At 41.8% G+C, this 20,728-nt stretch carries 19 protein-coding genes and 2 pseudogenes; 7 read left to right on the forward strand and 14 right to left on the reverse strand.

The window, feature by feature from the left end; genetic code table 11:
- Positions 1-59: 59 nt before the first annotated feature.
- Both CXF69_RS12725 and CXF69_RS12730 read right to left on the reverse strand, forming a co-directional pair.
- Positions 60-332 carry a hypothetical protein gene (locus CXF69_RS12725; protein WP_102078322.1) on the reverse strand — a complete coding sequence of 91 codons (273 nt, stop codon included), beginning with the start codon at positions 330-332 and terminating at the stop codon, positions 60-62.
- A 133-nt stretch (positions 333-465) separates the two neighbouring features.
- A complete protein-coding gene (locus CXF69_RS12730) occupies positions 466-792 on the reverse strand; it encodes a hypothetical protein (RefSeq protein ID WP_011959984.1) in 327 nt (108 codons plus the stop codon).
- A gap of 325 nt (positions 793-1,117) precedes the next feature.
- On the opposite strand from CXF69_RS12730, the gene CXF69_RS12735 reads away from it, so the two are divergent.
- The 5 genes and pseudogenes from CXF69_RS12735 to CXF69_RS12755 all read left to right on the forward strand — a co-directional run bounded on the left by CXF69_RS12735 (position 1,118) and on the right by CXF69_RS12755 (position 4,756).
- Positions 1,118-1,852 (forward strand): heavy metal response regulator transcription factor, encoded by a 735-nt coding sequence (locus CXF69_RS12735; RefSeq protein WP_102078323.1) that lies wholly within the window; start codon positions 1,118-1,120, stop codon positions 1,850-1,852.
- A gap of 1 nt (position 1,853) precedes the next feature.
- Positions 1,854-3,326, forward strand: coding sequence for an ATP-binding protein (locus tag CXF69_RS12740; RefSeq protein ID WP_102078324.1), 1,473 nt, complete (start codon positions 1,854-1,856; stop codon positions 3,324-3,326).
- A gap of 119 nt (positions 3,327-3,445) precedes the next feature.
- Positions 3,446-3,625 (forward strand): annotated as a pseudogene (locus CXF69_RS12745) (restriction endonuclease subunit S); the annotation flags it as partial.
- 206 nt (positions 3,626-3,831) lie between these two features.
- A pseudogene (gene thyA, locus CXF69_RS12750) lies at positions 3,832-4,119 on the forward strand (thymidylate synthase); the annotation flags it as partial.
- 64 nt (positions 4,120-4,183) lie between these two features.
- The gene (locus CXF69_RS12755; protein ID WP_101205944.1) at positions 4,184-4,756 is read left to right on the forward strand and encodes a dihydrofolate reductase; all 573 of its coding nucleotides are present in this window, start codon (positions 4,184-4,186) and stop codon (positions 4,754-4,756) included.
- A 128-nt stretch (positions 4,757-4,884) separates the two neighbouring features.
- Here CXF69_RS12755 and uvrC read toward each other — a convergent pair whose 3' ends face one another.
- Positions 4,885-6,729 (reverse strand): excinuclease ABC subunit UvrC, encoded by a 1,845-nt coding sequence (gene uvrC, locus CXF69_RS12760; protein ID WP_101205945.1) that lies wholly within the window; start codon positions 6,727-6,729, stop codon positions 4,885-4,887.
- 154 nt (positions 6,730-6,883) lie between these two features.
- Entirely contained in the window at positions 6,884-8,407 is a 1,524-nt protein-coding gene (locus CXF69_RS12765) for a DUF3360 family protein (RefSeq protein ID WP_101205946.1), read from the reverse strand.
- Positions 8,408-8,921: 514 nt separating this feature from the next.
- Here CXF69_RS12765 and CXF69_RS12770 point away from each other — a divergent pair.
- Positions 8,922-9,482, forward strand: coding sequence for a DUF4442 domain-containing protein (locus tag CXF69_RS12770; protein WP_101205947.1), 561 nt, complete (start codon positions 8,922-8,924; stop codon positions 9,480-9,482).
- A gap of 224 nt (positions 9,483-9,706) precedes the next feature.
- Here the strand turns inward: CXF69_RS12770 and rplS are convergent, their stop codons facing one another.
- The 4 genes from rplS to rpsP all read right to left on the reverse strand — a co-directional run bounded on the left by rplS (position 9,707) and on the right by rpsP (position 12,142).
- Positions 9,707-10,126, reverse strand: coding sequence for a 50S ribosomal protein L19 (gene rplS, locus CXF69_RS12775; RefSeq protein WP_101205948.1), 420 nt, complete (start codon positions 10,124-10,126; stop codon positions 9,707-9,709).
- 205 nt (positions 10,127-10,331) lie between these two features.
- Positions 10,332-11,096 (reverse strand): tRNA (guanosine(37)-N1)-methyltransferase TrmD, encoded by a 765-nt coding sequence (trmD, locus tag CXF69_RS12780; RefSeq protein ID WP_101205949.1) that lies wholly within the window; start codon positions 11,094-11,096, stop codon positions 10,332-10,334.
- A gap of 77 nt (positions 11,097-11,173) precedes the next feature.
- Positions 11,174-11,707 carry a ribosome maturation factor RimM gene (rimM, locus tag CXF69_RS12785; protein ID WP_101205950.1) on the reverse strand — a complete coding sequence of 178 codons (534 nt, stop codon included), beginning with the start codon at positions 11,705-11,707 and terminating at the stop codon, positions 11,174-11,176.
- Positions 11,708-11,872: 165 nt separating this feature from the next.
- Complete coding sequence (rpsP, locus tag CXF69_RS12790; protein ID WP_021812802.1) at positions 11,873-12,142, reverse strand: 30S ribosomal protein S16; 270 nt, start codon at positions 12,140-12,142, stop codon at positions 11,873-11,875.
- Between the two features lie 426 nt (positions 12,143-12,568).
- On the opposite strand from rpsP, the gene CXF69_RS12795 reads away from it, so the two are divergent.
- Positions 12,569-14,047 carry an ATP-binding protein gene (locus CXF69_RS12795; protein ID WP_101205951.1) on the forward strand — a complete coding sequence of 493 codons (1,479 nt, stop codon included), beginning with the start codon at positions 12,569-12,571 and terminating at the stop codon, positions 14,045-14,047.
- 35 nt (positions 14,048-14,082) lie between these two features.
- Here the strand turns inward: CXF69_RS12795 and CXF69_RS12800 are convergent, their stop codons facing one another.
- From CXF69_RS12800 to atpG, 6 genes are all read right to left on the reverse strand, one after another.
- Positions 14,083-14,262 carry a hypothetical protein gene (locus tag CXF69_RS12800; RefSeq protein ID WP_101205952.1) on the reverse strand — a complete coding sequence of 60 codons (180 nt, stop codon included), beginning with the start codon at positions 14,260-14,262 and terminating at the stop codon, positions 14,083-14,085.
- A 191-nt stretch (positions 14,263-14,453) separates the two neighbouring features.
- Positions 14,454-16,151: an ATP-binding protein gene (locus CXF69_RS12805; protein WP_101205953.1), complete on the reverse strand. Its 1,698-nt coding sequence runs from the start codon at positions 16,149-16,151 to the stop codon at positions 14,454-14,456.
- Positions 16,152-16,481: 330 nt separating this feature from the next.
- Positions 16,482-17,198 (reverse strand): response regulator, encoded by a 717-nt coding sequence (locus CXF69_RS12810; RefSeq protein ID WP_057761994.1) that lies wholly within the window; start codon positions 17,196-17,198, stop codon positions 16,482-16,484.
- A gap of 600 nt (positions 17,199-17,798) precedes the next feature.
- The gene (locus tag CXF69_RS12815) at positions 17,799-18,215 is read right to left on the reverse strand and encodes a F0F1 ATP synthase subunit epsilon (RefSeq protein WP_057761996.1); all 417 of its coding nucleotides are present in this window, start codon (positions 18,213-18,215) and stop codon (positions 17,799-17,801) included.
- A 114-nt stretch (positions 18,216-18,329) separates the two neighbouring features.
- The gene (atpD, locus tag CXF69_RS12820; RefSeq protein ID WP_101205954.1) at positions 18,330-19,763 is read right to left on the reverse strand and encodes a F0F1 ATP synthase subunit beta; all 1,434 of its coding nucleotides are present in this window, start codon (positions 19,761-19,763) and stop codon (positions 18,330-18,332) included.
- Positions 19,764-19,801: 38 nt separating this feature from the next.
- A complete protein-coding gene (gene atpG / locus CXF69_RS12825) occupies positions 19,802-20,683 on the reverse strand; it encodes a F0F1 ATP synthase subunit gamma (RefSeq protein ID WP_101205955.1) in 882 nt (293 codons plus the stop codon).
- Positions 20,684-20,728 lie beyond the last annotated feature (45 nt).

Here is a 20,728-nt window from a genome sequence, read left to right on the forward strand (position 1 = left end):
GTTTTCCTAAAACTTTATTTTCGTTAAGTGTTGACTGCTATTTAGCAGAGCTAAAATTTTTAAGATTTACTGTCGTTAGTAACACAGTTTTTTTGGTACATTTGCTTCATTTTACCCATGTTAGCCATCATTGCTTTCATAGCAGGATCTTTCATATCCATCTTGCTATGATCCATTTTTTGCATCATTTGCATATGCTTTTGCATTTTTTCACAGTTCATCTGATCTTTTTCAGCGTGCATTTTAGGATCATGTGCTAGAGCTGAGGTCGATACGACAAGAGCGATGGCCGTCATTGCGATTGATTTAGACAGTAATTTAAATTGTGACATGATTAATTCCTATTGTTTGGATTAAAGGTTATTGAGTTCAATAGTTGTTAAACCAGCCTAAATGATACATTAATCATTCTGACTGGTAGATGACGTTAAGATTACAATTCTGTCATTCTCACCGCTTTAGATTTTAATGCGCGATATATTCATTTAATATGGCTTCAGCATTTCTATCACGATCGCTACCATATTTTTTCACAAAATACTTTTCAGACTGCAAATGTTGATCTTGATGTTGAACCTGACAAGCCACTCTGGCGTCGACATAACTTTTCTTTTGCTCTTTGGACATTTGTGCATCATTATGATCTGCGTTTCTTGCAAAACTAGTGAGCGCATCACAATTACCAAGAACAGAAGCATCTAAGTTTGTGGTATGCGCATTGGCCGCTGACATGCCCACTAACATCGATACTGAAAGTAAAGCTGCTTTTTTTAATGAACTATAATTTTTCATATAAGACCCTTTAAAGATAAATAACAAACTGTTTAAGTAGGATAATTGCTTTACTCGTAGAGGCAGTCTGTATCAGAGACAAGCCAATATGCGGAGTTGATTTAGAATACTAAATGGTGGCTGACAGCTAGATGACACGGATATTACATGTTCGTTAGGAACAGCATAATATTGTCATCTTCTTGTCATTAAAACCAAGTACCAGCATCTGTCTCTATCCAAAGAACACTGTTATAACAAGGGTTCCTGATAAATATATGGCTGATAAGCTAACAATGTTAGTGATACGCTGTTGACAACTATAATGATATAAAGGTAAGCAACGATGAAAGTACTGTTAGTAGAAGATGAGAAAAACCTTGGAGAATATATTAAGAAAGGCTTAACTGAGGCCGGTTTCATCGTGGATCATCACATGACAGGTTTAGATGGCTATCATGCGTTAATGACTGAAGATTTTAGTGTGGTGGTGATGGATGTGATGCTGCCTGACGTCAGCGGCTTTGAGCTGATACAGCGCTACCGTGCTGCTGGAAAGCATACGCCTGTTTTATTTTTAACCGCTAAAGATGATTTAAGCGATCGGATTAAGGGCATTGAAATTGGTGGCGATGATTATCTGACCAAACCTTTTGCTTTTGCCGAGCTAATTGTCCGAATAAAAAGCCTATTGCGGCGTGCCAATCAATCAGACTATAAAAGCTCTGTCATACATATGGCTGACCTAAAAATAGATATTGCTAAACGCACTGTATATAGAGGCGATACCAACATAAAATTGACTGCTAAAGAATTTGCTTTATTACAACTTTTCTTAGAACGTCAAGGTGAGGTACTGCCACGCACTGTGATTGCCTCACAAGTATGGGACATAAATTTTGACAGTGATACAAATGTCATTGACGTGGCTATAAGGCGCTTGCGGATAAAAATTGATGATGGATTTGATATAAAGCTGATTCATACGGTACGCGGAATGGGCTACAAGTTAGAGCCACTGAATGTCGACGTGGATAGTGGCATGGGCGACGATGATACCAACAAAGATGATCTAAAATAAAATGAGAGATAAATTTAAGAATCGACGCTGGCCTTTGTTATGGCGTACTGTTTTTTTACTGACAATATTTGTTGTTATCTCTCAAGTTGTTATTTATATATGGGTTCAGCGCTCTGTTAACGAGCACTTTGAGCAAATGGACTCAGAGATTATTACCCATGCAGCTTTTAACCTGCGTAAACGCATGGTGAATTTTAACGATCACATAGAACCTTTTACAGTGTCAAAGTCGCAAGCGCTAATTGATGCCAATCATCTACATTCTTCTTGGTTAGACTATGATTTAAAAACGTTAATATCAGACAAAAACGGCAATTTATTGTCCAGCGATCCCAGTAATTTCATCAATGATCTACCGGCAGATTTTAGCTTGTTACAACTATTGCAGGACTATCGCGATCAGCAGTTTATGATCAAGATAAATAATAGGCATTACCGAGCCATTATCATTACACATCAAGAGGTTTTGGCATTTATTGCTCTACCTATCGATGTGCATCATCAATATCTTATCCAGTTTAATCGCCAGCTGAGCTTGATACTTATCGCCATTACCTTATTATTGGTTTCAGTAGCAGCACTAAGTGTACACTGGGGTTTTGCTCCCCTAGCTACTATCGTACAAAAGATGAAAGGCATTAATCTTCAAAGGTTAGATGAAAGAATTGTGGTTGGCGATATGCCGTTAGAATTACGTCCACTAACGGAGTCTTATAATTCTATGATGATCAAGCTTGAAAGTAACTTTGAATCATTATCACGGTTTTCAGACAATATCGCCCATGAGCTACGTACGCCAATAGCGACGCTGAGTACGCAAACGCAAGTCATGTTAACTAAGCCAAGAGAAAGCGACGAATACATTGAGCAATTGCATCATCAGCATGATACGTTAAAGCAGTTATCCGCCATGATTAACGATATGTTATTACTGGCAAAAACTCAAAAAGAGCTGAGTGATTCGCAAATCAGTCATGTCGATATAGAGAGCTTGATCACAAAGCTTATAGATTATTATGAGATGATTGCTGAGGATCGTGAGATAATCTTTGAAAAATCGGGTGATTTTAAAACAGTACTAGGTGATAAAGGCTTATTGCAACGGCTGTTTGCCAACCTGATGTCAAATGCGATTTATTATGCGGCTAGTAATAGCACTATTATGATATCCGCTACTGTCCTCACTTCAAGCACCTCGCTTAATGCGCCAAAAGACGATATTCAATCCCCAGAGCAGCTCTGGTTAAGAATAACTATGACCAACCGTCTAGACAAACCATTAAATCAGATTGAAGCCGATAAACTGTTTGAGCGATTCTATCGTCATGATAAAACGAATACGATGCATTCAGGAACAGGCTTAGGCTTATCTATTGTGCAAGCTATCGCCAATGCTCATAATGGCAAAGTTAGTATTACTATCAAAGATGAGTGTCTTTTTGAGGTTGCTGTAAAGTTGTTGATTGCCAGGTAGTAAATACCTTCATACTGTCTATGAACGAGCCTTTCCTAAATTTCGTGTAAGTACTTCTACAATCTAAATGATAGTTACACACTTTTTAGGAAAGGCTCGACAATGCAAGAGCTAATCTTAGCATGGGAAATATATCAAAATTTTTAATTCCTATACCTCCTCTAGCTGAACAACACCGTATCGTTGCTAAAGTCGATGAACTAATGGCTATTTGCGATCAGTTAAAAGTTAAGCTACAGCAGTCTCAAGAGACGCAAATTCAGCTTACTGATGCGTTGATTGATAGGGCTTTAGGGTGAGTTTTAATGTTGGAGCAATCACGTTTTATATGCCTTAGTACAACTAAAAGAAATAAACAAGACCTTCTATTAGCAGTGATATTTTAAAATCAGGTATAATAACCTTGTATGTATAACCCATATTGTGCAGAATTAAAAGTGCACAATGCTATTATAGCTTTTAAGGCTATGTTATTAGGCGTCTTGTGCATAAATTAGGGGTTATAATATTCCTAGGTGTGCCTTTCAACATTGCGAGCTATGCGCTATTGACTCATATGATCGCGCAGGTGTGTGGTCTAGAAGTTGGAGAGTTTGTCTGGACAGGTGGTGATTGCCATATCTATCAAAACCACCGTGAGCAGGCCGAGCTACAGTTGACACGCTCGCTATATAAACTGCCAACATTGTCTTTGAACCCTGAAGTAAAAGACATATTTGCGTTTGAGTACGAAGACATTAACGTCAATGACTATGAGTCGCACCCTGCTATCAAAGCCAAAGTTGCCGTATAAAGTTAGTTTGATTAACTACGCTAAATAAAAGTAAAACTTAAGAATATAATAAAAAGGATATATTATGAGCTATGCCCATACCGAAGTTGCCCAAATCGCTGCTATTAGTAGCAATCGCTGTATCGGCAAAAACAATGAGCTACCGTGGCATATCTCAGCAGATTTGCAACATTTCAAAAGCATGACGACCAAAGAAAACGATAGCAAGATTCAAGGTATCGTGATCATGGGTCGTAAGACATTTGAGTCAATGGGTAGTAAACCATTACCTAAGCGTGTGAGCTTCATTGTCACGACACAGATGGATTATGCTGAGACAAAAGGTCTCGCAGATAGCAACAATGCTTATGTGGTACACAATCTAGACGATGCTCTGACACAAGCAGCTAGCCTAGCACATGGCGCGCATCTCGATACGATTTGGGTGATTGGCGGCGAGCGAGTATTTAGTGACGCTCTGATGTACACCGACCGTATTGAGCTGACTCATGTAGATACTGACATTGCTGATGGCGATGCCTTTTACCCTGAGCTGCCAGAACGCTTTAAAGTAGCAGACGAATCTGAGCAGATGCACGATGAAAAAAGCGATTTAAGCTTTAAATTTACCACTTATAAAGTAGAAGCTGATAAGTAGTAAAAGCTTATTAAAAAAGGGCAGTCTTGGATAATTTTACTTATCTGAAATTGCCCCTTTTTTTAATCTTCACACAGTCTTATTTATAGACAATCAATAAAAACTGCTGCTTGATAATATCTAATCCATTACTCGTGCAATACTTTATAAACCGTTTTTGCGAGTACTGGTCCGATGCCTTGTACGCCTGCCAACTCTTGCTGTGAAGCACCAAGCAGCTGCTGCATACCACCAAAGTGATTGAGCAAGTCACGACGACGTTTCTCACCCAGTCCCGGTATCACCTCTAGCACTGATGATGAGCGACGCTTATCGCGTTTTTTACGGTGAGCGGTAATCGCAAAACGATGCGCCTCATCACGAATATGCATCAGCAAATGCAATGCTTTGCTATCCATCGGTAGATCTAACGGCTCGTGATCTAAAAAGTGCAATACCTCAAGCCCAGCCTTGCGTCCTTCCCCTTTTGCCACACTGACGAGCAAGGTGTCGCCAAGAATACCCAATTCAGTCAATACTTCTTTGGCAATGCCAAGCTGACCTTTACCACCATCAACCAATAGTAAATCCGGCAATGGTTGTTTCTTGTAACGCCGAGTCAGCACTTGTTTCATCGCTGCATAGTCATCGCCACCTTGGATATCATGGATAGCATACTGACGGTAATCGCGACGGCGCGAGCCACCTTGGTCAAACACCACGCAGCTACCAATGGTCGCCTCACCCATAGTATGGGAGATATCAAAACATTCAATGCGATCAATCGTCCGATCGGTGACAGTTGACAATACGTCTTTTAGTGCGCCAAAGCGTGCATGCAGCTCTAGATAATCGCCAAGCTTGGTTTTTAGTGCATTACTGGTATTTAATGTTGCTAAGTCTAGCCACTCTGAACGGTGCTCACGCACATTGGTCTTGATGACCACCTTATTGCCAAAATGCGTTGCCAATGCTTCACTCACTGCTACCTGATCTGGTATCTGATGGCTCAATATGATTTCAGCGGGCAAATCATCGGTTACTTGGAAATAGAATGACGTAATAAAGGCCGATAGGTTATCTGCTAACGACTCACTACTGTCCACATCTGGGAAATAATTTTTTCCGCCTAGTACACGGCCGCCACGTACCGTCAGTACGTTCACACAGGTCATGCCAGCTTGACTGGCAATCGCAATCACATCTGCCTCACCTTGTACGGTATAGACCGCTTGCCTGGCTTGTACTTCGCGTAACATAGACAGCTGATCACGATAAAATACTGCTTTCTCAAAATCTAACGCTTCAGCTGACGCTTCCATTTTTTCAATCAGCGTACTATGGATATCGCTAGAGTCGCCCTTTAGAAAACGAATCGTATTGTTGACGTCTTCTGCGTACTCTTCTGGCGAAACTAAACCGACACAGGGCGCACGGCAACGTTTAATCTGATACTCAAGGCAAGGACGCTGACGCTGCTTAAAAAAGGTATTGGTACATTGACGCATTTGAAACATCTTTTGCATCAATACCAACGTTTCTTTTGCCGCATGTGCAGAGGGAAACGGGCCAAAGAATCGACCTTTTTGGTGATTGCCCTTACCGCGACCGTAAGCCAAGCGTGGATAAGGCTTATCGGCTGAGATAAACACATAAAGATAGGATTTATCATCACGCAGCAGCACGTTATAGGGCGGACGATGCTCTTTGATTAGATTCTGTTCAAGCAACAGCGCTTCGGTCTCACTACGCGTAATGATAGTCTCAATATTATGAATCCGCGCCACTAGCGCCCGTGTCTTTGGATGATCTATCGTCTTAGCAAAGTAGCTATTTACCCGACTTTTTAGCGACTTAGCTTTACCAACGTATAATATATCGCCGTTCTTACCTAGCATCTTATACACCCCTGGCAGGTTAGGCAGGCGTTTAATCAGATGCTTAAGACGGGCTTTTTTATCATCGACAGGACTCGATTCTGAGACATTAACCATAGAATTTATTGCTCTTAAAAATCTTAGTAATACTGCTAGTTATGGGGCGGGAGTCATTGTTTTACAAGCCAATTATTATCGCAGCGCTACCCATAAAAAAGCCAGCTTTCGCCGGCTTAGTTTGTTCTATTATCGTTTATCCAATCACATACTACTAATGACGGAAGTTTGCCATCAGTGCTGGGATACCCGGCAGCATACCGACGATAGCCATGACGCCTGTCAGTACCACGAACATAATACCCGGTATGATCCAGCGGCTCATCTTAGTCAAATTGGCACTACGTTCTTTAGAGCCGATCAGACCTAAGTTATCAAGCAACAATGTGAGCGACCAACCGAAGGCTGGGTTGACCAATGCCGATGCGAATACCACGATAGCAGCAGATTGCGTGGTTTTACCTTCACGCGTCATCTCCATACCAGCTTCTAGTAATGGAATAAACACCCCAACGATCAAGGCCACACACATCACTGGCTGCCAAATGGCCAAATCCATCGGATAGCCCCAAACCCCTGCGATAATACAAAATAGAGCCGTCAATAAAGCACCGGCAGGAATTGGACGTTTAGCAATCGCCGCAGGAACAATATACGTTCCCCAAGATGACGCAAAGTTGGAGCCGCCCAATACAGAGCCGACTACCTGACGAAATGAAGCACTGGTCATGGTGTCATCAATATCCATAAGCACTTTTTCAGTACGCTTAGGATAGCTGATTTTTTGGAACACCTGATGGCCCAAGAAATCTGGCGACCACATTGCCACGGCCAAAATAGCAAACGGCAGTACTACAATGAAGCTTTCAATCGTCGGCAGACCTAACATCCAACCTGTGTTTTCGCCCCACCAATACATTGGATTCATGTTTGGTAATCCTGGTGCTGTTTTGAACGCAAAAGGTGCACCCAATGCAAATGCAAGACCACCACCCAGCACACAGCTTAGCGGAACCGCGAGCCAGCGTTTTTGCCAATGCTCAAGCAATGCATACAGTAGGATAGTCGCCAGAATAATAAAGAAAGCAATATGCGACATGCCAATCCCTTCTGCCCAAGCGAAGAGGTTTTTGACCTGTGATGTGGTTCCGATAAAGCCCAAGTAAATCAATAGGCCACCGCACACACCTTTACTGGTTAAGTTGGCTAGTAGACTCCCCCCTTTACTAATCGCGAGGAGCAGACCAAAAGCACCGATAAGCAAACCAAAGGCCATCGGGTGCCCACCAGCTGCTACCACAATAGGAATCAAAGGAATAAGTGGACCGTGAGTACCAGCAAGGTTGGCCGTCGGCAATAAAAAGCCCGAAAATAAGATAATAAAGAAGGAGACGATCAATAGCTCGTAGCGTACGTTTTCTAGAACAAACGCATCACCTAAGCCGAGTGGACCTGCAAAGGTTGCTGCAATGGCGCCCACCATAACAACTTTACCGATGGTCGCGGCCATTGCTGGAATAGTATCTTCGTATTCAAAACGGTAATCACGGAATGGTAAATTAGGACGCCAGCGTTTCGGCTGCATGATTTGTAATTCATGGTTTAAGTAAGCATCACGACTGTCAAAACTAGAACTGGGCTTATGCAAATCTACATAACTGCCTTGTACTTGACTGTCGTGGTTTACGTTCGAGGTCGGCGGATTAGACCCTGAAGAGGGGGTCTGAGGGTTACTCATCACATTTCCTTGTGTCGATTACGTCTTTGATTGACTACACACGCTCTGCTCTAATGTCATAGACCAAAGCGCCTATTACAAACTGCGAACTATTGTATGCCAAGACTTGATGAAATGCGAACCTAAAACCATTTAAAGATACTATGTATCTCATTATAATATATAAACTAAAGTTTCTATTTGAGACAAAATTAACCTTAATAGAAAACCATGAGGAAAAAATCTCTCTGTTATGGACTTTGAATTAGGATAAATGACCATTTTATTGATAATGATTTGCATCTAGATGATTTTTTATCACATAGATGAATAGCAAAGATAGTTATAATAAATAACGATCGTTACTTATAAGTGGGCATAAATATGTCATTTCGGTTACGCTTTAGAGCTAGCGGGCTGAGTACTTTTTAATTATGATAAATACTTTTTATCGATTTATTTCTCAGTGACACTGTGTAAAACCGCATTATTGATACAATCAAAAAATTGAGAAAAAAGGCAACAGGACAAGTTTATGAGCGTATTACCTACCAACCTTGAGACCTTGAAACGTCGGGCCAAGCAAAGCATCATGCCGCTGCTGACACCGCACTTATTAAAGCTGCGCCTTAATACTTATGCACCATACATTGGCGCAGGTATCAAAATCGATCATATCAGTCTCGATCAAGGTTTATGTGTGGTAAGCATGGGACTAAATACTCTGAACAAAAATATCGTCGGTACTCAATTTGGTGGTAGCTTGTATTCGATGGTTGACCCTTTTTATATGCTCATGCTGATGCATCAACTGGGTAGCAACTATGTAGTGTGGGACAAGAGCTCACACATTGATTTTGTCGCGCCTGGCAATAGCAAAGTCACTGCGCGCATGAAAATACCTAGCTCTGAAATTATTACTATTCAAGATCTAGCAAAAGAAGGCGAAGCGGTATTCCGTGAATATAAAGTCGATATCGTTGATGAGCAGCAAAAGCTCATTGCAACCGTTACCAAGACTTTATACATTAGACTGCGCAAATACAGTAAGTCCAAAGAGCAAGTCAACCGCATCGATACATTTGATGCTCAATAAACTTTAGCTTATAACTGGCACTATCAGAGCTGATAAAACTCAAATTATTAATGCTATACATACAAAAACCCCAATCTAGCTTGCGCATAGATTGGGGTTTCGTCTTTTTTGGTATGGCCCGCTTATTTATAAATAAACCTATGAATAAGGGCTTGTATCTACTATTACCTTGTCTTGAGCCAATCCTAAAATTATAGGACTAATTCAAAACGGCAAACTTGTGCTTAGATACCAGGTGCAGTATCAACTGCATCAGGTACACCAGCGTCAGTTTTTTTCTGAGCTGGACGTGGCGCAAGTTTTTCGCGGATACGTGCTGATTTACCAGAACGCTCACGTAAGTAGTACAGTTTCGCACGGCGAACAGCACCGCGGCGTTTCACTTCAATGCTATCGATGATTGGTGAATGCAATTGGAATGCACGCTCAACACCAACGCCGCTTGAGATTTTACGTACGGTAAACGCTGAGTTTAGACCGCGGTTACGCTTAGCAATTACAACGCCTTCAAAAGCCTGTAAACGCTCACGCTCACCTTCACGTACTTTTACTTGTACCACAACGGTATCGCCGGGTGCAAAGTTTGGGCGCTCAAGCAATTGAGCGTTTTCGATGACCTGAACCAATGGATGCTTGTTGCTCATGAGAGTTATCTCCTCACATTAGATAATAGAGGCTTAACGCATATCACCTGTTTGTAATAATTAATCGCATCTCTTTATAGTGAGACACAACGTAAATGGGTTATAACCAACGGCCACTATGTGATGACTCGTTTTATTATTGCTCAAAATTCTGTTTCTTAACTGTTTATCAAACCTAGTAACAATAAAGTCAGATTTTAAAAATCTACTTTTTATCTGCTTTGGCCAATGCTTTCAGCCACTTTGCTTGCTCTACCGTTGGAGTAAACGCTTGCCATAAGTCTGGACGACGCGTTTGCGTACGACTGACTTGCTGACTAAAACGCCACTTAGCGATATTGGCATGGTGACCTGAAAGTAATACCTCAGGAACCGCCATACCCGCAAACTCATGCGGCTTAGTATAGTGTGGACAGTCAAGCAAGCCATCGACAAAAGAGTCTTGCTCCGCTGACTTGTCATCACCCATGATATCGGGCAGACGACGTATCACACTATCCATCAGCACCATTGCTGGCAACTCGCCACCAGTCAACACGTAATCACCTAACGATACTTCCATATCAACATATTGTGATAGTAAACGCTCGTCAATACCTTCATAACGACCGCATAATAAAATCATGCCATCGTAATCAGTCATATTGACTACGCTACTCTCACTAAGCGTTTGCCCTTGCGGTGACATATAGATCACCGGACAGTGCTCACTATCGACACGGCAACCATGTTGACTGGCACGCAATCGTGCATCCTCAATGGCTTTCGATAATGGCTCAGCCATCATCACCATCCCAGGACCACCCCCATAAGGGCGCTCATCAATACGGCGATAGTTATCGGTGGTATAATCACGTGGATTGATGCATTCAATCGTAACTTGTTCTTGAGTCACTGCTCGGCCTGTGATTCCAAATTCACAAATCGTGGTAAACATCTCAGGAAAAATACTAATTACGGCAAAATACATCTGATGTCTACTTGCGTTAAGGCTAAAACAATCGGTGTAAGTACTAACAACATCTGACTAAAAAGCCAGAAACGCTATTAGTAATCACTTGGCCATGCCACAAGCACTGTTTTTTCAGTCATATTGACTTCTATCACAGTTTGCTTATGCCATGGAATCAGGCGTTCTTCATTGTCCAAACTGTCTGAATTTGCCGTTACACGCATGATGTCATGGGCACCGGTTTCAAACATTTCAGTGATATTACCTAGATACTCATCCTGCTCGTTCATCACGCGCAGACTGACCAAATCCGACCAATAATATTCGTCTTCAGCTGTTTCAGGCAGGACGTTTTGTTCGACCCAAACGGTAACACCGTTCATAGTCTCAGCAACATTACGATCAGGAATCTGCTCAAATTGAGCCACAATTCCTGTTCCTTGCTCACGCCAAGCTTTCACAGTCAAAGGTTTCATGCCAGTGGCAGTTTTCATCCACCACGGCTTCATGTCGAATATCGCTGTACGGTCATCCGTATCACTGAATACCCAAAGCCAGCCTTTAATGCCGTAAGGCTTCTTAAGCTGACCAATTTTCATAAGGGCACTAGCGTTTGGAACAGATGACATAGCAGCTAACCTAACAATGATTAAAACAGCAATTGCAAAAACAATTGCGTCAAAAGCGATAAACAGTTAATGGCGCACCCTGGTCAGACCAGTTACGCTATGTATTCTAAAGTCTACTGAGTCATATCGTAGTTTTGCTACGAACGTCTCAATAACAACCAAAACTTAAGCAGTTGCTTCAGTTTGAGCTGCAGACTTGTTGTAAGCTTTTGCTAATGAAGCAACACGATCTGAAGGTTGTGCACCTTTTGCGATCCACGCATTGTACGCTTCCATGTTTAGGCGTACTGCTTCTTCAGACTCTTTAGCGAGTGGGTTAAAAAAGCCGATGTTTTCAATATAGCGACCGTCACGCGCGCGGCGTTGATCAGCAACAACTACTTGATAAAATGGGCGTTTCTTGGCACCGCCCCGTGCTAAACGAATAACAACCATGTGAATTCTCTCTTTCGCAGGTATACCAAAAAGGGCATAATTATATCACAGTCTTTATTTGTTGAAAACATAAACTGTGCATATTTAATTATTTATTAACAATAGCTTAAATGTCGACCTAAGTAAAATATAACTGATAATAATAGTTTATTTTTAAAGTTTTTCTTTAAGTTCTGTAGACTCCTATGGTTATTTCTAAAGGTTTTACAGTTATTAGATGGTCTCACCCTTAAGTTTAACTTTATACCTATTCCAATAACTATCTGGCTCGCTCGTCGATTGCATACTGTATCAGTACTATTTATTGATTATGCTATTCTATGATATACCGCCATAAATTAACGCACATACTCGCCTTAAGACGACTATGTTTAGAGAACTACAGGCTATATCACACTAACTTTTCTTTTACTCTGTTGGACACATATGATCTCTCCGAACCCAAAGCCGCGTCGTAAAGGTTGGCTGCCACGCTCTTATTCCAACACTTGGCTAACGACCTTAATGGTTGCCTTTATCGTGCTTATCAGTGTGAGCTTATCAATTTTGTTCTTTTGGCGCAGTCTATATCTACCAGAGTTAAAAAACCATGCGCGTTATTTGACGAGTGAGTTGCAGCTGATCAATAGTGTTAATAAAGACTGGCAAGGTCGTCCCGAAGTACGCCAATGGATTTACCAGCACTCTCATGTCGTTGTGGTAAACAATCCGAGTGACTTTCCAGAAGTCGCTGATAAGCCGTTCGTAAGCTTTTTTACGGACGTACTACAACGTGAAATCGGTGCGCAGCTTGGTCGTCCTGTAGAGGTCTATTTTAAATTTAAGCCAACGCCGCAGCTATGGGTACAAGATAGCCGTGATGACAGTTTTTGGGTGCGTGAGCCTGTCGTCTACTATTCGCAGTATAGCCCGACATTACTGGTGCTATTTTTGATTGGACTGCCTATCCTATCGTTACTCACGATTATTCTATTAGCCCGTCAGTTGAATCGCCCGCTACGCTACCTACAACGTGCAGCTACTAACTATATTCGTCTCGGTCATGCAACCACACTGCCCACTCAGAAAGGCCCCACAGAAATACGTCAAGTTAATATGGCATTTAACCGACTGTTCACGACCTTGAATCAGGCGCAAAAAGAGCGAACAATCATGCTTGCCGGCATCTCACATGATTTGCGGACGCCGTTGACACGTATGCGCTTAACCGCAGAAATGCTACCAGATGATTTCTTCCGTGAAGGGCTGATTTACGATATTGAGGATATGGATGCTATTTTGGAGCAGTTCATCTCATTTATGAAAGACGGTTCTGATGAGCCAGTCAGCTTGACCAACCTAGACACTATATTTAACGAAATCATGGTGCAGTTTGCGCCAATGAAGTTTGTATATGAGTCAGAATGCGACAAGGTCGTTCCCGTACGTCCATTGTCCATCAAGCGCCTGATTATCAACTTGGTTAATAATGCCAATCGTTATGGAAAGCCACCTATTTATTTATCGGCAACGGTTGTACCGACATTTATAGAAACTGTCGAAGACGAAGATACGGATGTGGTCAGTGAAAATGTAGTGAACAAAGAAGCTCAAGAACAGTTAGTGATTTGTGTACGAGATTGCGGTGATGGCGTCGCTGATGATCAATTAGAGCGGATTATGCAACCGTTTGAACGTGGAGAGACGGCACGGACTACTCAAGGTAGCGGACTAGGTCTTGCAATTGTTGATCGTATTGCACGATTACATCACGGTACTGTTGAAGCCATTAACCACCCTGAAGGTGGGCTACAAGTATGCGTACGCATTCCCCTACTCTCTAAAGTCGCTGGAGATACGACATTAGCGGCTGAAGTAGAAGAGGTATCTGAGGTAGACAATACGGTACCAAATTCAAAATATTGATGAAACTTTAATCTGAATAAGCAAAGAGGTCAACGCTAGTCTTTGCTACCAATAGCCGGCGGAATATACTCAGCACTGTTAGTAAAAGCTAGTGGCTGGATAATTTCAGCCTGAGCTGTTTGTAGTGTTCGGGTCGTTGATGGCTGTTTTAAGAATAAATAATAGCCTAGCGTAATCGCATTCAATACTACCAAGCCACCAAATAAATATGGCATCCTATGCCCTCCTATGACATTGTCCAACTGTCTTAAAAATAGCGACAAGCGCCGCACCCAGCTATAAAGCTGTATCCTGTTATACCATTAAGATGACGCTGATTGTCTTTAGCATCATGACTAATAATTATGGCCTAGTCTGATGATTTAGTCTGATAGCTTGCTCTTATAGCTTAGCCCTATAACTTGGGCTAATCTGACAACTTAGTATCGAAGTCGCGCTCGCTTTTCTCTTGCGTCAATTCATCAGCAGCAAGAATTTGCGTCAATGGTTTCATAGGCCATGTCATCACAAACCTTGCACCGCCTAACTCACGACTCTCATCTACTTTCATACTACCATTAAACCAAAAGGCAATACGCGATACAATAGACAAGCCTAGACCATAGCCACCTGACGCGCGTGTACGGCTATCATCTAAGCGTGAGAATGGAATGAATACTTTTTCGCGATCTGCTTCAGGAATACCATGTCCATCATCTTCAACACTGACGAAGGCATTGCCTTTTTTGACACCTGCACTAATGATAATAGTCGTTTCTGCATAGCGTAACGCATTACCTGCAAGATTCTGAATCACACGGTGTAAGTAGCGTCTATCTGCCACTGCTGTTACTTTTGCATTTGGCAGACTGGTTACTATTTTGATAGGTTTACCTAGCGCATTGGTTTCGCGCTCGATCTGCTCTAACAGCTCTCTTAAGTTTACTGGTTCTAAATCTAACTTTGGTGACCCTTCCTCAAGCTTAGCATAGGTCAAAATCTCATCAATCAAACCATTAAGCGATTCAATATCTTCATCAATATAATCACGCTGCATAAAACGTGAGTCTTCGTCATCTGTATCAGCAAGCATATCTACGGCAAATCGAATACGAGCCACTGGCGTACGAAGCTCATGTGAGACTGCTCGGGTAAGCTCTCGCTGTGATTCAATCAAACGCTTAATATGCGAGGTCATAGCATTAAAAGTCGCTGACAAACGCGCTATTTCATCTTGACCAATAACCTGTACTTGAATATCAAGGTTACCTTGACTGACCTCATTCACACCTACCTGAATCAGTTGCAGCTTACGCTCAAGCGGGAAGATGAGCGCATATACACCCAAGCTAATTAGGAACATGCTGATAAGAATCATACTAATAATTAAGTTAAGCGGGAACCAGTTAAATAAAGGTATAGGCCCAATCAAAATTGCCATATCATTGATTTCAGAGGGTACCACTACCCTAATCGCAGAGTTACTCGTACTACTGTTAGTATCTTGCAGCGATATGACAACTTCGTCACGACGCAGACGAGCCATCTGATCTGAATCTAACTCAAGTGTATTGACTGCTTTAAACGCTAAAGGAAAAGAAAACTTCTTCTCCAATTCAGCCAAACGTGCGCGTTTGTCCGACAGTGTCATGTGATAAGACAAATCGTCTAACAAAAAGACCGCGATTGCCCGCACTTGCTGTTCGGTAACTTGAGAGATTCTCGCTGTTAAAACACTCTTGTTATCCGGCAAACGATAATAAACATCTGCATATACAGGCTGGTTAAAATAACGTACAACGGTATTATCATTTTTAAAGCGGCGTAGCTCACTGGCACTAAAGTCTACTTCGTCAATAGGCAAGACTTTAAAAGTAGTACCAAACAAACTGCTCGCATCTGATAACCAATATTCACGCTCTTCCTCGCTATTTTGGTGAGAGATTCCTTCACTCACCAAATGGAACGCCCCCATTGCCATATTTTCACGATAGGACTGCACACGTTCCTTATTGATGGTATCCATCAATAACTGCGCAAAGAGTGCCACACACAAGCAGACTATAAGTAGCCCAGCATAGATACGAACAAAAATACTGTGTTTTAAAGAAGAGACTAATGACATACGTGCCGTGACCAACTTAATAAATAGAGATTGCCAATATCATCAAACATATAGGTAGTGCTATGTGTTTGACGATATCGAACATGATCGAATAGGGATAGACTTTAACTTTGACTTTTAATTACCGTATTTTAATCCATATGCAGCAATCATCCAAAGACTTATATGTATGACACATATTTAGTCAGCGTCTATAATAATGGCTTAATTAAACCACATAACACTGCATTTAAGTTTAAAAATTAAAATTTAGCCACAAAAAAAACCAGCATCGTTGCTGGTTTTTTCGAATAATGATTAATAATTAATCAACCTATAGAAGCAACAATATTAGTTGCCTTCTTTTACGAATAGATAGCCTTTACTACGTACGGTCTTAATACGTTTTGGATTTTCTGGATCATCACCGATTTTTGGACGAATACGTGAGATACGTACGTCAATTGAACGATCTTGACCATCATACTCAATACCGCGTAGACGCTCAAAGATATCTTCACGTGACAAGATGCGACCTGCATTAGAAGCAAGTAACCATAGTAGATCATATTCAGCACTGGTGAAATCAACCAACTCATCACCTAGGTTAACTGAACGACCGCCGTTATCAATTACTAACTCGCCAAACTCCAGACGTTGTGGCACATCTTCTGATGGTGCATTTTCTGAGCGGCGCAGTAGCGCACGAATACGGGCAAGCAATACACGTGGCTGAGCAGGCTTGGCAACATAGTCATCAGCACCCATCTCAAGACCCAATACCTGATCCATGTCTTCAGTACGTGCAGTCAACATCAAAATTGGATTTTGATAATGCGGGCGTACTTCACGGCATACGGTCAAACCATCGCTACCAGGTAGCATAACATCAAGTACAACCATATCTGGCTGCTCATTGACGATACGGCGAATAGCACGATTACCATCAGTTTCAATTGCCACTTCTAAACCATTCTTGACCAAGTAATCTTGAGTCAACATGGCCAGACGCTCATCATCTTCAACAATCAAGATTCGGGGGGTATTGTCTTCTTCATTCGTTGTCATTGTTATATCCTCTAATACATCTAATTTAAAAGCAGTAAAAGTAAGAGCGGTAAAATTAATAGCACCATATAGTGGCACAATTGATGTTCGTATAGCTGTTACAAACTTGGTAGCACAGTATACTATTAAATTATCAGCTTCCTATACTATAGCTGATAGTCGGTAACAAAACCTATAAACTACCCCTATCAAAACTTTAGTTTGCGTCCAGAAATTACGTCAATTACTTCGTTAGTACATTGCAATTTGGATTATCTATCGTTTGCTTATTATCCAAACCATCGAGCCAATATTATTGCGTACAGTTACTGCTCATTACTTATAATACGTTATGTCTAATATAACCATATATTACCGTTGTCGCCAGTGTCTTTTTAAGAAAATTCCAATAGGCGATGATTCATTGATAATAAAAGATTTTTCCTGAGAATAGAGTGAACTGCCACAAATATTATCCAAGTGATAACCATGTGTATTCAATGCAGAACCGTTAATTTCATAATGAATAGGCATAAAAAAACAGCCCATATAATGGACTGTCTTTTTATCATTATTTCTAGCGACAACTCTAAATTATTAGCTAGAGCCATCAGTAATAAATTACGCGCGGTTTTTGTACTTACGAATAGTCTGTAATTGTCCTACAGACTCTGCAAGTGAGGCCAAAGCCGCATTGGTTTGTAGCGTATCAGACTGGTTAACTAACATTTGCTCAGCTTTTTTACGTGCTTCGACGATTTTGCTTTCGTCAAGATTGTGTGCACGCATAGCTGTATCAGCCAATACCGTAACCATCTTAGGCTGTACTTCTAGTACACCACCTGAGACGTAAATTACTTCTTCTTCACCGTTTGGTGTTTGCACTCGCATTGCACCTGGCTTTAGCAAAGTAATAAGCGGTGTGTGACCTGGCAATACACCAATCTCGCCTTCGGTACCAGTAGCTATTAACATGCTAATTTCGCCTGAATACAACTCTTCACGAGCACTTACGACGCGACATTGTAACGTTGCCATACTTAATTCCTTACCATCAAAGCGCGATCAAAAAACAGTAAAACTGCGATGCGTTACTGAAGAGTAGATATAAGGTTTATATTATATCTACTCGTTAGCTTATGCTCATACAACTTACGCTGACTTAGACTTCATTTTTTCAGCTTTAGCGACTACTTCATCGATGCTACCAGCCATGTAGAACGCCTGCTCTGGTAGGTCATCGTATTCACCAGCGATGATTGCTTTAAAGCTAGCAATGGTATCGCGTAGTGGTACGTATTTACCAGGTGCACCAGTGAAGACTTCAGCTACGTGGAATGGCTGAGACAAGAAGCGCTGAATCTTACGAGCACGATAAACAACCAGTTTATCTTCTTCTGATAACTCATCCATACCCAAGATAGCGATGATGTCTTTAAGCTCTTTATAACGCTGTAGAACTTCCTGAACACCACGAGCAACATTGTAATGATCTTCGCCGATTACTTGTGGATCTAACTGACGCGACGTTGAATCGAGTGGATCAACCGCAGGATAGATACCTTGTGATGCGATATCACGGCTTAGTACAACTGTTGCATCCAAGTGAGCAAATGTTGTAGCAGGTGATGGATCGGTCAAATCATCCGCAGGTACGTATACCGCCTGAACTGAAGTAATAGAGCCTGACTGAGTTGACGTAATACGTTCTTGTAGTAAGCCCATCTCTTCAGCTAGTGTTGGCTGATAACCAACCGCTGACGGCATACGACCAAGTAGTGCTGATACTTCTGTACCCGCTAGTGTATAGCGGTAGATGTTATCAACAAACAATAGTACGTCACGACCTTTGCCAGTAACAGGATCTTTGGTATCACGGAAGTACTCAGCCATGGTCAAACCAGACAGTGCAACACGTAAACGGTTACCCGGTGGCTCATTCATCTGGCCATATACCATTGCTACTTTAGACTTACTAAAGTCTTCAGTGTTTACAACGCCAGCTTCCTGCATTTCGTGATAGAAATCGTTACCTTCACGAGTACGCTCACCAACACCAGCAAATACTGACAAACCTTCATGTTTTAGAGCGATGTTGTTGATCAGCTCCATCATGTTAACGGTTTTACCAACACCAGCACCGCCGAACAGACCAACTTTACCACCTTTAGCGAATGGGCAAAGTAGATCGATAACTTTAATACCAGTCTCTAGTAGTTCAGTGCTGTTTGACTGATCCGCGTAGCTTGGTGCTTCACGGTGGATAGACCATTTGTCGTCAGCAACAACAGGACCTTCTTCATCGATAGGACGACCAAGAACATCCATGATGCGACCTAGCGTACCAGTACCAACAGGCACAGAAATCGGTGCACCAGTATTAGTAACAGGTAGGTTACGCTTTAAACCTTCGGTTGAACCCATTGCAATAGTACGTACGATACCGTCACCTAGCTGTTGCTGTACTTCTAGGGTGGTTTCGGTACCATCTACTTGCAAGGCATCAAAAATTTGAGGAACTTCATTACGGTTGAACTCAACGTCAAGAACCGCGCCAATAATCTGTACAATACGACCGCTACTCATTGCGTTCTCCTTGAACTTCTATATATAGGTGTAGTCAATTATGAAACAGCAGCAGCACCGCCAACGATTTCCGAGATTTCTCGGGTAATCGCCGCTTGACGCAGCTTGTTATAAACCAACTGTAAATCGTTAATAAGGTCACCAGCATTATCTGTTGCCGCTTTCATCGCAACCATACGTGAAGACTGCTCAGAGGCAATGTTTTCCATTACCGCTTGATAAACAATCGACTCAATATAGCGACCAAGCAATTCATCAATTAACGTCTTGATGTCAGGCTCGTAGATATAATCCCAGCTAAGTTCTGTCTGTAGACCACTGTCTTCATCATCAAATGACTGCTCTGGTAGAGGAACCAACTGATTAACCGTTGGTTTCTGAGTCATTGCATTGACGAATCGGTTATAGACTACATAAATACGGTCAATATTGCCGTTATTATAGTCTTCAAGCATCGCTTGAACCGGTGCATTCAATTGTTCAAACGTTGGTTTATCGCCATAATCGGTCACAGCCGACGTAACTTTACCACCAAAGTTTTTGAAGAAACTCACACCTTTGGCACCGATGACTGCAAACTCAGCCTGTACAGACTGATCTTGATAATCTTGGATACTTTTAGTTAGGGCTTTGAATAAGTTAATATTCAAACCACCCGCTAGGCCACGGTCAGAGGTAATGACAATATAGCCAACCTTATTGACTGGACGCGATACCATATACGGATGTTTATAGTCTGATGAGGCATGCACCAAATGTGAAATAACCCGGCGCATACTATCAGCATACGGGCGACCCACGTCCATGCGCTCTTGCGCACGGCGCATTTTACTTGCCGCTACCATTTGCATAGCACGAGTAATTTTCTGGGTGCTTTTAATACTGGTGACTTTGGCACGTATCTCTTTTAAGCTTGCCATAATGATTCCAATATAAGAGGGTTAAAAAGCATTGGCGCATGCGAC

The organism is Psychrobacter sp. Choline-02u-9 (genome assembly GCF_002836505.1).
Taxonomy (GTDB): Bacteria; Pseudomonadota; Gammaproteobacteria; order Pseudomonadales; family Moraxellaceae; genus Psychrobacter.

Excerpts from the sequence above, each read along its gene's own strand:
- CXF69_RS12725 (WP_102078322.1), bottom strand. The coding sequence starts at position 332 with ATGTCACAATTTAAATTACTGTCTAAATCAATCGCAATGACGGCCATC.
- CXF69_RS12730 (WP_011959984.1), bottom strand. The coding sequence starts at position 792 with ATGAAAAATTATAGTTCATTAAAAAAAGCAGCTTTACTTTCAGTATCG.
- CXF69_RS12735 (WP_102078323.1), top strand. The coding sequence starts at position 1,118 with ATGAAAGTACTGTTAGTAGAAGATGAGAAAAACCTTGGAGAATATATT.
- CXF69_RS12740 (WP_102078324.1), top strand. The coding sequence starts at position 1,854 with ATGAGAGATAAATTTAAGAATCGACGCTGGCCTTTGTTATGGCGTACT.
- CXF69_RS12755 (WP_101205944.1), top strand. The coding sequence starts at position 4,184 with ATGAGCTATGCCCATACCGAAGTTGCCCAAATCGCTGCTATTAGTAGC.
- uvrC (WP_101205945.1), bottom strand. The coding sequence starts at position 6,729 with ATGGTTAATGTCTCAGAATCGAGTCCTGTCGATGATAAAAAAGCCCGT.
- CXF69_RS12765 (WP_101205946.1), bottom strand. The coding sequence starts at position 8,407 with ATGAGTAACCCTCAGACCCCCTCTTCAGGGTCTAATCCGCCGACCTCG.
- CXF69_RS12770 (WP_101205947.1), top strand. The coding sequence starts at position 8,922 with ATGAGCGTATTACCTACCAACCTTGAGACCTTGAAACGTCGGGCCAAG.
- rplS (WP_101205948.1), bottom strand. The coding sequence starts at position 10,126 with ATGAGCAACAAGCATCCATTGGTTCAGGTCATCGAAAACGCTCAATTG.
- trmD (WP_101205949.1), bottom strand. The coding sequence starts at position 11,096 with ATGTATTTTGCCGTAATTAGTATTTTTCCTGAGATGTTTACCACGATT.
- rimM (WP_101205950.1), bottom strand. The coding sequence starts at position 11,707 with ATGTCATCTGTTCCAAACGCTAGTGCCCTTATGAAAATTGGTCAGCTT.
- rpsP (WP_021812802.1), bottom strand. The coding sequence starts at position 12,142 with ATGGTTGTTATTCGTTTAGCACGGGGCGGTGCCAAGAAACGCCCATTT.
- CXF69_RS12795 (WP_101205951.1), top strand. The coding sequence starts at position 12,569 with ATGATCTCTCCGAACCCAAAGCCGCGTCGTAAAGGTTGGCTGCCACGC.
- CXF69_RS12800 (WP_101205952.1), bottom strand. The coding sequence starts at position 14,262 with ATGCCATATTTATTTGGTGGCTTGGTAGTATTGAATGCGATTACGCTA.
- CXF69_RS12805 (WP_101205953.1), bottom strand. The coding sequence starts at position 16,151 with ATGTCATTAGTCTCTTCTTTAAAACACAGTATTTTTGTTCGTATCTAT.
- CXF69_RS12810 (WP_057761994.1), bottom strand. The coding sequence starts at position 17,198 with ATGACAACGAATGAAGAAGACAATACCCCCCGAATCTTGATTGTTGAA.
- CXF69_RS12815 (WP_057761996.1), bottom strand. The coding sequence starts at position 18,215 with ATGGCAACGTTACAATGTCGCGTCGTAAGTGCTCGTGAAGAGTTGTAT.
- atpD (WP_101205954.1), bottom strand. The coding sequence starts at position 19,763 with ATGAGTAGCGGTCGTATTGTACAGATTATTGGCGCGGTTCTTGACGTT.
- atpG (WP_101205955.1), bottom strand. The coding sequence starts at position 20,683 with ATGGCAAGCTTAAAAGAGATACGTGCCAAAGTCACCAGTATTAAAAGC.